The following is an 11,680-nucleotide window of genomic DNA, read 5'->3' on the forward strand; positions in this document are numbered from 1 at the left end:
TTGGAACATCGGTGATCGCCCTGATATCCCCCTGGTGTGGAGTTGTACTGGCACGACGCCTGCCTGGAGCACGACACCGGCACCGGCCTGTGGGAGCTGCCCGGCGACTGGACCTGGCTCGACACCCCCGAGCCGCACCCGGAGAACGCCGCCCGGCTGCGCACCTTCCGGCACGCCCTCACCCACGGCCCGGTCGCGTCGCACCTCACGTGGCACGAAGGCCGGTTCGCCACCGAAGAGGAACTGACCCGCGTCCACACGCCGGAGTACCTCTCGTCCATATATAAGGCGTGCAGCGGCCCCGAACGGGTGCTCCTGGAGACCAACACCGTCGTCGGCCCCGGCTCCTGGGACGCCATCCGCGCCGCCGCCGGCACCGCGCTGGCCGCGTACGAGTCGGTGGCCGCCGGCCGCACCCGCCTCGCCTACGCCCTGGTCCGCCCGCCCGGCCACCACGCGCAACGGGCGTTGCCCGACGGCTACTGCATGGTCAACAACGCCGCCCTGGTGGCCGAGACCGCCCGCCGCGCCGGCCACCGGGTGGCGGTCCTCGACTGGGACGTCCACCACGGCAACGGCACCCAGGACATCTTCAAGGACACCGACGACGTCCTCACCGTGTCCGTCCACATGCGCCACGGCCCGTGGGGCGCGAACCACGTGCAGACCGGCGGGCCGGAGGAGAGCGGGCCGACGAACCTCAACGTGGAGCTGTCCCTCGGCGCGGGCGACACGGCCTACCGCCGCGCGCTGGACGAGGTGGCCCTGCCGGCGGTCGAAGCCTTCGGCGCGGACTTCCTGGTCTGCGCCTCGGGCTTCGACGGTTCGGCGTTCGACCCCAACGGCCGGCACAACCTCACGGCTTCGGGTTACCGCGACATCGGCCGCCGGGCCGCGGGGCTGGGGCTGCCCACCGTGCTCACCCAGGAGGGCGGCTACCTCCGCGGGTACGCCGCCCTGTGCCTGCACGCCCTGGTCGAAGGGCTGGTGGGGGTCGGCCCGCTGGTCGACGACCCCCTCGCCTACCTGCCCGACGACACCCAGTTGATCGACACCGACCTGGCCCGCGCGGTCGGGACTAGCGGCCCAGCGGGCCCCGGCCCAGCTTGAGCAGGATCATCGCGAGGTCGCGGCCCTCGGGACCCAGTTCCTTGTAGCGGTTGAGGACGTCGATCTCGCGGTTGTGCACGATCCGGGTGCCGCCCGCCGCCATGCGGGCCGCGCCGATCGTCCGGGAGACCTCGACGCGGCGCTTGACCAGGCGCAACAGCTCCGCGTCGAGGTGGTCGATCTCCTCGCGCAGGGCGTTGATGTCGTGGGTCTCGGTGGGAGCGGTGTCCGTGCTGTTCATCGGGGTGACCTCTCGCTGGTGGGGTCCTGACCCTGGGAAGCAGCGAAGCCCCGGGGTCCGAGGACTCCGGGGCTTCGTGGTGGCTTTGCGCGCGCTAGCGGTCCACGGGAGCCGGAGTCCGGATCCCGTAAAAAAACTCGAAGTGGGCCATGCGCACGCCCACATCATGCCACAGGAGCCGCCCTGTCGGGGGTACCCGGTAACGTGAAGCCACGATGAGCGCCTTGTTCGACTTGCCCTCAAGTCCCCCCGCATCCCGGCCCTCCCGCCTGCTGGACGACCTCAACCCGGCGCAGCGCCGGGCGGTCGAGCACGCCGGGTCGCCGCTGCTGGTCGTCGCGGGCGCGGGGTCGGGCAAGACCCGCGTGCTCACCCGCCGGATCGCCTACCTGCTGGCCGAGCGCAACGTGCACCCCGGCCAGGTCATGGCCATCACGTTCACCAACAAAGCAGCCGCGGAGATGAAGGAGCGCGTCGCCGACCTGGTCGGCGCCCGCGCCCGGTCGATGTGGGTGTCCACCTTCCACTCCATGTGCGTGCGGGTCATGCGCCGGGACGCGAAGACGCTCGGCCTGTCGTCCAACTTCTCGATCTACGACGCCGACGACACGCGCCGCCTGATCACCCTGGTGGCCCGCGACCTCGACCTGGACCCCAAGCGCTACCCGGCCCGCACGCTGGCCGTCCACATCTCGAACCTGAAGAACGAGCTGGTCGGCGTCGCCGAGGCCAAGGAGCAGGCGGCCAACGACCTGGAGCGCCGGGTCGCCGAGGTCTACGAGAGCTACCAGCGGCGGCTGTCCACGTCGAACTCGCTGGACTTCGACGACCTGATCATGCGCACGGTCGAGCTGCTGCAGAACCACCCGGACGTGGCCGAGCACTACCGCCGCCGCTTCCGGCACGTGCTGGTCGACGAGTACCAGGACACCAACCACGCCCAGTACACGCTGGTCCGCGAGCTGGTCGGCACGGGTGAGGACGGCATCGAGCCCGGCGAGCTGTGCGTGGTGGGCGACGCCGACCAGTCGATCTACGCCTTCCGGGGCGCGACGATCCGCAACATCGTGGAGTTCGAGCGGGACTACCCGCAGGCCACGACGATCCTGCTGGAGCAGAACTACCGGTCCACGCAGAACATCCTGACCGCCGCCAACGCGGTCATCTCGCGCAACCCGAACCGCCGCGACAAGCGGCTGTGGAGCGACCTGGGCGAGGGCGAGAAGATCGTCGGCTACGTCGCCGACAACGAGCACGACGAGGCCGCGTTCGTGGCCCGCGAGATCGACCGGCTGGTGGACTCCGGCGAGGCGAACAACGGCGAGATCGCCGTGTTCTACCGGACCAACAACCAGTCGCGCGTGTTCGAGGAGATCTTCATCCGGCTGGGCCTGCCCTACCGGGTGGTCGGCGGCGTCCGGTTCTACGAGCGGCGCGAGGTGCGGGACGCGTTGGCGTACCTGCGGACGCTGGCCAACCCGGACGACACGGTGTCGTTGCGGCGGATCCTGAACGTGCCCAAGCGCGGCATCGGCGAGCGGGCCGAGGCGTGCGTGGCCCTGTACGCGGAGCAGGAGCGGATCAGCTTCGTGCAGGCGCTGCGGGCGGCCGTCGAGGGCCGGGTGCCGATGCTGAACCCGAGGTCCCGCAACGCGATCGCCGGGTTCGTGGAGCTGCTGGACGAGCTGGCCGTGATGGTCGACCGCGGCGACGACGTGGCCGACGTCCTGGAGGCCGTACTGGACCGGACCGCCTACCGGGCGGAGCTGGAGGCCAGCGACGACCCGCAGGACCACACCCGCGTGGAGAACCTGAACGAGCTGGTCACCGTGGCGCGGGAGTTCACCGAGCTGGGGTCGGCCACCCAGGTGCCCGCCGAGGACGAGGGGCTGCCCGCCGAGGGGTCGTTGGCCGCGTTCCTGGAGCGGGTGTCGCTGGTGGCGGACGCGGACTCGGTGCCGGACGCGGAGTCCGACGGCGTGGTCACGCTGATGACCCTGCACACGGCCAAGGGCCTGGAGTACCCGGTCGTGTTCTGCACCGGCTGGGAGGACGGCGTGTTCCCGCACATGCGGGCGCTGGCCGACCCGGTCGAGCTGGCGGAGGAGCGGCGGCTGGCGTACGTCGGGATCACGCGGGCGCAGCAGCGGCTGTACCTGTCGCGGGCGCTGGTGCGCTCGGCGTGGGGGCAGCCGTCGGCGAACCCGGCGTCGCGGTTCCTGGACGAGATCCCGGCGGACCTCGTGGAGTGGAAGCGGGTGGAGCCGAAGCGCTCGGCCCCGTCCACGGCGACGACGTGGGGCAGCAGGCGGTCGGACGGCCCGGCGCGGCCGGCCCCGACGAACACGGCGTGGAAGGACACGCCGGCGCTCAAGCTGGACGTGGGCGACCGGGTGAGCCACGACAAGTACGGGCTCGGCAGCGTCATCGCGGTCGACGGCTCGGGCCCGCGCGCGACGGCGACGATCGACTTCGGCACGGCCGGCAAGGTCCGGCTGATGCTCATCGGCGGCGTCCCGCTCGTGAAGCTGTAGCCCGCTTCGGCGGCTGAGCACCGTCGAGAGCGCTTCACACCATCGAGTGCACAGGATCACCCCTCCGGGTGGTCTTTTGTGCGTGACGGGTGTGCATGCAGGCACATGCAAGTCGCGTGCGTCACTCGGTCGGATTTGGTTGGAATTCGTGGGCAACCCGGGAACAGGTCGGGCGTCTTAAGGGTTGTCACAAGCGGGATGGCTCGGGGCATTCGGGGTGAACCGGGCAGAGGGAGCCGCTTGACGACGGGGAGGCGGCGACCGCGTCGGGGGCGGGAGTCGTGACCGAGGGGATAACCGCGGGGGCGGTCCAGGGGGATGGCCGGGTCGCACAGCGACCCGGCCTTTCACTTGCCCGGACGCGAACCCGGGCCGGATACGGCCGCTGCGACCTGGCGGGATACGCCCGAGCCCCGGCACTGCCCGCACTGCCCGCGCTGACCGCGCTGCCCTGGGCGCTGCCCGCCCTGCCCCAGGGGCGCTGCCGGCGCTGCCCCAGGGGCGCTGCCCGCTCTGCCCCGGGGGGCGCTGCCCGCACTGCCCGCGCACCTGCCGCCCGCTACCTGCCGCCCGCCACCTGCGCGATCGCCCCGCCGCGTGGCCCAGCCGTCATCGTCTCCGTCGGCGCACACGCGAAAGACCCCGGGTACGACCGTGTCGCCGCCCGGGGTCTTCCGCCAAGCCTTCGCTCAGACGCTGATGCCCTTGGAGTTCAACCAGGACAGCGGGTTGATCTTCATGCCGTCCGGGTTCCAGACCTCGAAGTGCAGGTGCGGGCCGGTGGAGAAGCCGCGGTTGCCCATGCGGGCGATCTGCTCGCCGGCCTGGACGCGCTGGCCCTTGCGGACCGAGTAGGAGTCCACGTGGCCGTACACCGTGACCGTGCCGTCCTCGTGCTCGACCTTCACCCACAGGCCGAAGCCGCTGGCGGCGCCCGCCTCGATGACGACGCCGTCGGCGGCGGCCAGGATCGGGGTGCCGATCGGGCCCGCGATGTCGATGCCGTAGTGCATGCCGCCCCAGCGACCGCCGTAGCCGGACGTGAAGTCACCGCTGGCGGGACGGGCGTACTTGGGGCGCCGGGCCTCGGCCTCGGCGGCTTCGCGGTCGGCCGCGATCTGCGCGCTCTTCGCGAGCTTCTGCGCCTCGGCGGCGGGGTCGGTCGTCTTCGCGACCGGGAGGATGTGCGGGGAACCGGCGTGGCCCTGGCCACCGACACCGAACGCGGCGGCGCCGTCGGCGGCGCTGGCGAGCGGGGTGACCTCGTCGGACGGCGTGTCCGACGAACCCAGGGCGTGCAGCGTCTGACCTGCGCCCGCGGCGGCGAACGCGCCGACCGCGACAGCGGCGACCACGATCCGACCACGCAGCGCCGACGGGGGCGGCGGGAGCCGGTGTGATGCCACCGCGCGCACGGCGAGGCGTTCGGTCGCCTCTTCGAGCACTGCGGAACTGCTATGGCCGCCGGGGGAGCGGTGACGAGACAAAACCAGGCCTTCCGTCTTCGGGGAGTCCGGTCGGGACGCCGGGCGGGGGATCCCGGTGAGCCGGTCGGGGTACCGGCTCGGTGTCCTTCTGTGACCAGACCGTGACAACGGACCGGGGGACAGTAACGGGGCGGAAGGCGCGAAGGCAATCCCCGTCCACGATGTCTACCGTTTAGCGGTTAACGTCAACGCCGGAAGTGTGCGCTGTGACGCTAGGTCACCCCGCCGCCGCCAAACCCCTCACTTACAGGCACGATGTCGTGCGACACGCCGTCATCCGATCGAGTGATTGCGGTCACGACCGCGTGCAAAGCGCGCCTGTCAACGGGCAGCGAAAGGTGACCTGAATCACGTATCCGGTGCTCCTCGACGAGCAACGACGGGTGCTCCAGGCGGCCGTTCCGCTGCGGGATCACGACCTGGTCCATCTCGCTCCACACCACGACGAACCGCGTCCGGCACGGCCGGCAGGGTTCGGCCAATTCGGACAACAGGTCCGAACCCGGGCGGAGTTGCCTGGTCAGGGCGGTGGGGAAGAGGTAGGCGGACAGCGTCCCGCCGTGCGGGGTGCCGAGCGTGACCAGCGTCCGGACCCGCGCGTCGCCGTGCAGGCGCTGCACGTAGTACCGGGCGATCAACCCGCCCAGCGAGTGTCCGACGACGTGGACCCGCTCCGACCCCGTCTGCTCGCAGATCCGCTCGACGTGCTCGCCCAACAGCGCGGCCGACCGGCGGACATCCCCCGTCAACGCCGTCAGCACGCTGTAGTTCACCGCGTGTACTACCCCGAAGCCCCGCCTCCGCAGTGCCCCCGACAGCACCGCGAAGGCGGAGCGGTTGTCCCCGATCCCGTGCACCAGCACGATCGGGGTGCCCGCCGCGTCCATGGCCGAAACAACGAGCCCGCGGGTCCGGGGCGACAACTGATCGGTTCGGTAGTGCCTCAGATGCCCTTCGGGGCGCAGTTGCTCCTCGACGACACCCCACGGGTACATCGCGGCGCGGGACGCGAGCCAGGCCGCCTCGACCACGGCACCCCACGCCCCACCTGGGGAAAGAGCCGCGCGGGCCACGCCCAGGGCGCCGCCGAGCAGGTCCCGGCCGGTGGCGGCGCCGGTCTCCACCGCGCCGTTCAGCCCGGTGCCCACCCGGTCGACCAGGGACCTGGCCCACCGCTGAACTTCACCCATAGGGCTGACGGTAGGTGAGATTTCCACAAGTTCGGGAGTACCCGAAGCAGCTTCTCGCCATTCCGGTCGGAGTGGCCCGCCCTGCTAGTTTCGAGCCGATGATCCGCACCGCCGAACCGGTCGCCCCCGCGTCCACCGGCCTCCGCGCGGCGCTCGGGCTCGCGGTCGCGGGCGCCGTGTGCGGCGCGGTCGGGCCCGTGCTCCACGTCGTGGACGACACCGCGCCGCCCGCCTTCACCGCGTGGCCGCTGCTGGCCCTGCTCGCCCTGCTGCCCGTCGCGGTGGCCACCTACTACTACGCGCGCGGGCGCGCCACGACCGGTGCCGCGGTGCTGGTGCCGCTGGGCGCGTTCGCGGTGTGCCGGTTCCTGGTGGACCTGGCGATCGCGCTGGACCCGGTCGGCGTCTCGCGGCCGGAATTGCTGCGGGTCACGACGCTGGCCGCGCCCGAGCCCGCCGCGGGCCTGTGGGTGCTGCTCGCCGGGCACGTGCTCACCGCCGCCGCGGCCGTGGTCGCGGTGAGCCGGCTGGAGACCGAGGGCGGCCGGGGTGGCCGGTTCGGCCTGGCCACCGCCGCCGCCGTGGTCGCGGTGGCCGGTCTGCTGTCGCCGCCGTTCGCCTCGCTCGACCCGTTCCTGCGGGCCGGGAGCGTCCTGGACGGCCCCGGGCCGGCCCTGGTCGGCGGCCTGCTGCTGCTCGTGGCCGTGCCGGTGGCGACCCTGCTGGCGGCCAGCTCCGCCGACGACGACGTGCGGACTGGCGGCCTGCTCGGCGTCGCGCTCACGCTGCCCGCCCTGGTCGCGCCGGGGTTGGCCGCCGTGGCCGTCGTGGACGAGATCTTCCTGGGCGTGGGCGCGGTGACGGTCATGATCGGCGCGGCCGGCCTGGTCTTCGCCGCCCTGCTGCCCGAGCACGTCCTCAAGGAGCGCGAGGGCGCGCTGCCCGGACTGCGCCGGCTGAACCTGGTGGTGGCCGTCCTCGGCCTGGCGGCCGGGGCGTTCCTGCTGGTCGGGGCGCTCACGCCGCACCTGAGCGTGCCGGCGGGCCTGAGCGCGCCCACCGACTACGCGGCCCGCCTGCTGTGGCCGGCCGCCGCGTTCACCCTGCTCGCCCTCGCCCCGAAGGCCCGCCCGGCGTTCATCGCGGCGACCGCCGCCATCCCGCTGGCGGCCGGCCTCTCCCTGGACGCGGTCTTCGCCGCCACTCAGGTCGCCACCGTCCTGCCCGGACCGGGCGTCTGGTCCACCACGGTCGGCGTGGTGCTCGCCATCGCCGCCGTGATCACGGCCGTGGTCGCCGGCGCGGCCGAGCGCGACGAGGAGGACGTCACCACGACCTCCCCGTCCCTGCCCCTGATCGCCGTGGCGCTGATCGCGGGCCTGGTCGCCGTCGGTGCGTTCGCCATGCCGGTCGTCCGCGCCCCGGACCTCACCCCGATCACGGCCCTGGGCCTGCGCGTCGGCTCGTGGGGCCTGCTCATCGCCCTGGCGGGCGTGCTGGCCGCGATCGGGCTGGCCCTGGCCTCGCGCCCGGTCAAGGGCGCGGCGCTGCTGCTGGGCGCGGCCGGCGTGACCCTGACCCGGGCGCTGGAGTACCCGCTGACGGCGTCCCGGGCGGCGGACACCTCGCCGGGGCCGGGCCTGTGGCTGGCGGTGGCCGCGACGGTGGCCCTGGTGATCGCGGCGGCGGTCCGGACAGCCCGCTGACCGCGAGGCCGCCGTCGGCTTGTCGCGTCGCCTTCCCCGCCGATCAGCTCTTCCGATCGGCGGGGAAGGCGACGTGACGAGCCGACTTCCGGGCGGCCGAGCCGCGCGACGGAGTCGCGCCATCCAACACAGTGATCGACCTCACCACCTTTGAGACGGACCTCACGGGTGTGGGGTGCGAGGTGGTCCGCGCAGGTCGATAGTGTTCCTCGCAGCCGCGTCGAGCCGGTCCCCCCACGGCTATGCCGGCGTTCCAGGTGATGCCTGGTACGTGTGGGCACCAGGCCCCAGCCTGGAGCGCCGGACCACGAGGACCGCACCACGGACGCGGTGTCCGACACCGACGTCGCAGGAGACCCGAGTGGACCTGTACGAGTACCAGGCGAAGGACCTCTTCGCCGCCCACGATGTCCCGGTGCTGCCGGGCGACGTGGCGAGCACCCCCGCCGAGGCCAAGGCCATCGCCGAGCGCTTCGGCCAGACCGTCGTCGTCAAGGCCCAGGTCAAGACGGGTGGCCGGGGCAAGGCGGGTGGCGTGAAGCTCGCCGAGACCCCGGACGAGACCGCCACCAAGGCCGAGGCGATCCTGGGCCTGGACATCAAGGGTCACGTCGTTCACCGCGTGCTGGTGACCCCCGCGTCCGACATCGCCGAGGAGTACTACTTCTCCTTCCTGCTCGACCGGGCGAACCGGACCTTCCTCGCGATGGCCTCCGTCGAGGGCGGCATGGACATCGAAGAGGTGGCCGCCACCAAGCCCGAGGCGCTGGCCAAGGTGCCGGTGGACGCGATCAAGGGCGTGGACCGCGCCAAGGCCGACGAGATCGTCGCCGCCGCGAAGTTCCCCGCCGAGGTGGCCGACCAGGTCGCCGACGTGATCGTGAAGCTGTGGGAGACCTTCGTCGCCGAGGACGCGACGCTGGTCGAGGTCAACCCGCTGGTCCGCGACCCCGAGGGCAAGATCGTCGCGCTCGACGGCAAGGTCACCCTGGACGAGAACGCGTCGTTCCGGCACCCGCAGCACGAGGCGCTGGTCGACAAGCAGGCCGAGGACCCGCTGGAGGCCAAGGCCAAGGCCAAGGGCCTGAACTACGTCAAGCTCGACGGCCAGGTCGGCATCATCGGCAACGGCGCCGGTCTGGTCATGTCCACGCTGGACGTCGTCGCCTACGCCGGTGAGAAGCACAAGGGCGTCAAGCCCGCGAACTTCCTGGACATCGGCGGTGGCGCGTCCGCCGAGGTGATGGCCAACGGGCTGGACATCATCCTGCACGACCCGGACGTGCGCAGCGTCTTCGTGAACGTCTTCGGCGGCATCACCGCCTGCGACGCGGTGGCCAACGGCATCGTCGCGGCGCTGGGCATCCTGGGCGACGAGGCCACCAAGCCGCTGGTGGTCCGCCTGGACGGCAACAACGTGGAGGAGGGCCGGCGCATCCTCGCCGAGGCCAACCACCCGCTGGTGACCGTTGTGGACACCATGGACAACGCGGCCGACAAGGCCGCCGAACTCGCGGCTGCGGGGGTCTGACGATGGCTATCTTCATCACCAAGGACAGCAAGGTCATCGTCCAGGGCATGACCGGCGCCGAGGGCACCAAGCACACCAAGCGGATGCTGGCCTCCGGCACGAACATCGTCGGCGGCGTGAACCCGCGCAAGGCCGGCGAGAAGGTCGACTTCGACGGCAACGTGCTCCCGGTGTTCGGCTCCGTGGCCGAGGCCATGGAGGCCACCGGCGCCGACGTGACCGTGATCTTCGTGCCGCCGGCGTTCGCCAAGGCCGCCGTGATCGAGGCGATCGACGCGGGCATCGGCCTGGCCGTCGTCATCACCGAGGGCATCCCGGTGCACGACACCGCCGCGTTCTGGGCGCACGCCGTCGCGACCGGCAACAAGACCCGGATCATCGGCCCGAACTGCCCCGGCCTGATCAGCCCCGGGCAGTCCAACGCGGGCATCATCCCGGCCAACATCTCCGGCGCGGGCAAGATCGGTCTGGTGTCCAAGTCGGGCACCCTGACCTACCAGATGATGTACGAGCTGCGGGACTTCGGCTTCTCCACCGCCATCGGCATCGGCGGCGACCCGATCATCGGCACCACCCACATCGACGCGCTGGCGGCCTTCGAGGCCGACCCGGAGACCGCGGCGATCGTGATGATCGGCGAGATCGGCGGCGACGCCGAGGAGCGGGCGGCGGCCTACATCAAGGAGAACGTCACCAAGCCGGTCGTCGGCTACGTGGCGGGCTTCACCGCCCCCGAGGGCAAGACGATGGGCCACGCGGGCGCGATCGTGTCCGGCTCCGCCGGCACCGCGCAGGCGAAGAAGGAGGCCCTGGAGGCCGCGGGCGTGAAGGTCGGCAAGACGCCGTCCGAGACCGCCGCCCTCATGCGGGAGATCATGCAGTCGATCGGCTGATCGCTCACCCGTTCGTGAAGGCCATCTCCCGCGGGAGGTGGCCTTCACGGCGTTGTGGCGTGCGTCAAGCCACGCGTTCGGGGGAACCGAGGACATCCGGTCGTCGTCGGAGAGTGTGCATCGGCTAGCGTTCTGTCGTTGCCTTTGGTCCGTCGGTGGAGGAGGAGACCTCACCATGTCCGTGCCGTACGGCGCCCCTCAACAGCAGCCGGGTCCGGCGCAGCAACCGGTGGGCGTGAACCTGAACTTCATCCTCCCGCTGGTCGGCGCGGGCCTCGGCCTGATCGCCTACCTGCTCGCGTTCGCCGACGACGTGTCCACCTCCAGCATCGACCTCCTGCTCGCGGCCGGTGTCCTGTCGGGCCTGTCGGTGCTGCCGAAGATGCCGCGCCTGCTCCCCGCCGCCGCGGTGCTCACCGCCGTGCCGACGCTGCTCTTCCTCCAGGGCATGATCAAGAGCGAGGCCGACACCAAGGGCATGCAGATCGTGCTGCTCCTGGTCGCCCTCCTGGAGACGGCCGCGGTCGTGGCGAGCCTGTTGCTCGACGCGGGTGTGCTGAAGCTGGAGCCCAAGCCCGCCAGCCCCTACGGCCAGCCCGGTGGCTGGAACCCGCAGTCCGGTGGCTTCCCGCAGCCGGGGCAGCAGCCGCCGCACCAGCCGCAGCCGGGGCAGTTCAACCCGCCGTCGGGCCAGTTCGGGTCGCCGGTGCAGCCCCAGCAGCAGCAGCCGGGCGCGCCGCAGCCCACCTCGTACATGCCGCAGCCGGGCCAGTTCAACCAGCCGGGCCAGCAGCAGCCGGGCACGCCGCCGGGCGGGTTCGGCCAGCAGCCGCAGGCCTGATCGTCTTCTCCGGGAGGGGTGGGGGGGGGGGGGCCGGGGGCCCCCCCCCCCCCCCCCGGGGGCGGGGGGGGGGGGGGCCCCCCGCCCCCCCCCCCCGACCGGGTCAGCGGCTGGAGCGCGACCACCACACGCGGGCGTCGGTGGTCG

At 72.2% G+C, this 11,680-nt stretch carries 9 protein-coding genes; 6 read left to right on the top strand and 3 right to left on the bottom strand.

Translation table 11 applies throughout. From position 1 onward, the window contains the following. Nucleotides 1–36 precede the first annotated feature (36 nt). Nucleotides 37–1,110, top strand: a complete 1,074-nt coding sequence (locus tag AB0A74_RS09155; protein ID WP_358248304.1) for a histone deacetylase — start codon at nt 37–39, stop codon at nt 1,108–1,110. Here the strand turns inward: AB0A74_RS09155 and AB0A74_RS09160 are convergent. Then, complete coding sequence (locus tag AB0A74_RS09160) at nt 1,079–1,351, bottom strand: chorismate mutase (protein ID WP_343935429.1); 273 nt, start codon at nt 1,349–1,351, stop codon at nt 1,079–1,081. The two genes, AB0A74_RS09155 and AB0A74_RS09160, sit on opposite strands and share 32 nt — an antisense overlap. Nucleotides 1,352–1,566: 215 nt before the next feature. On the opposite strand from AB0A74_RS09160, the gene pcrA reads away from it, so the two are divergent. Then, nucleotides 1,567–3,885 carry a DNA helicase PcrA gene (gene pcrA / locus AB0A74_RS09165; protein WP_358248305.1) on the top strand — a complete coding sequence of 773 codons (2,319 nt, stop codon included), beginning with the start codon at nt 1,567–1,569 and terminating at the stop codon, nt 3,883–3,885. A gap of 689 nt (nt 3,886–4,574) precedes the next feature. On the opposite strand, the gene AB0A74_RS09170 is transcribed toward pcrA, so the two are convergent. Both AB0A74_RS09170 and AB0A74_RS09175 read right to left on the bottom strand, forming a co-directional pair. After that, nucleotides 4,575–5,330, bottom strand: a complete 756-nt coding sequence (locus AB0A74_RS09170; RefSeq protein WP_358248306.1) for a M23 family metallopeptidase — start codon at nt 5,328–5,330, stop codon at nt 4,575–4,577. A 254-nt stretch (nt 5,331–5,584) separates the two neighbouring features. Continuing rightward, nucleotides 5,585–6,562, bottom strand: a complete 978-nt coding sequence (locus AB0A74_RS09175) for an alpha/beta fold hydrolase (protein ID WP_358248307.1) — start codon at nt 6,560–6,562, stop codon at nt 5,585–5,587. Between the two features lie 98 nt (nt 6,563–6,660). Here AB0A74_RS09175 and AB0A74_RS09180 point away from each other — a divergent pair, with 98 nt between their 5' ends. The 4 genes from AB0A74_RS09180 to AB0A74_RS09195 all read left to right on the top strand — a co-directional run bounded on the left by AB0A74_RS09180 (nt 6,661) and on the right by AB0A74_RS09195 (nt 11,533). Further along, a complete protein-coding gene (locus tag AB0A74_RS09180; RefSeq protein WP_358248308.1) occupies nt 6,661–8,268 on the top strand; it encodes a hypothetical protein in 1,608 nt (535 codons plus the stop codon). Nucleotides 8,269–8,629: 361 nt separating this feature from the next. Further along, the gene (sucC, locus tag AB0A74_RS09185; protein ID WP_343935434.1) at nt 8,630–9,799 is read left to right on the top strand and encodes an ADP-forming succinate--CoA ligase subunit beta; all 1,170 of its coding nucleotides are present in this window, start codon (nt 8,630–8,632) and stop codon (nt 9,797–9,799) included. Nucleotides 9,800–9,801: 2 nt separating this feature from the next. Then, on the top strand, nt 9,802–10,692 hold the full coding sequence (gene sucD / locus AB0A74_RS09190; protein ID WP_343935435.1) for a succinate--CoA ligase subunit alpha: 891 nt from the start codon (nt 9,802–9,804) through the stop codon (nt 10,690–10,692). A 175-nt stretch (nt 10,693–10,867) separates the two neighbouring features. After that, nucleotides 10,868–11,533 (top strand): DUF5336 domain-containing protein, encoded by a 666-nt coding sequence (locus tag AB0A74_RS09195; RefSeq protein WP_358248309.1) that lies wholly within the window; start codon nt 10,868–10,870, stop codon nt 11,531–11,533. The last annotated feature ends 147 nt before the right edge of the window (nt 11,534–11,680 follow it).

This window comes from Saccharothrix sp. NPDC042600 (assembly GCF_040647305.1).
Classification (GTDB): domain Bacteria; phylum Actinomycetota; class Actinomycetes; order Mycobacteriales; family Pseudonocardiaceae; genus Actinosynnema; species Actinosynnema mutabilis.

Coding starts and splice junctions, on each gene's coding strand:
- pcrA (WP_358248305.1), top strand. CDS start 1,567: ATGAGCGCCTTGTTCGACTTGCCCTCAAGTCCCCCCGCATCCCGGCCC.
- AB0A74_RS09175 (WP_358248307.1), bottom strand. CDS start 6,562: ATGGGTGAAGTTCAGCGGTGGGCCAGGTCCCTGGTCGACCGGGTGGGC.
- AB0A74_RS09180 (WP_358248308.1), top strand. CDS start 6,661: ATGATCCGCACCGCCGAACCGGTCGCCCCCGCGTCCACCGGCCTCCGC.
- AB0A74_RS09195 (WP_358248309.1), top strand. CDS start 10,868: ATGTCCGTGCCGTACGGCGCCCCTCAACAGCAGCCGGGTCCGGCGCAG.
- AB0A74_RS09160 (WP_343935429.1), bottom strand. CDS start 1,351: ATGAACAGCACGGACACCGCTCCCACCGAGACCCACGACATCAACGCC.
- sucD (WP_343935435.1), top strand. CDS start 9,802: ATGGCTATCTTCATCACCAAGGACAGCAAGGTCATCGTCCAGGGCATG.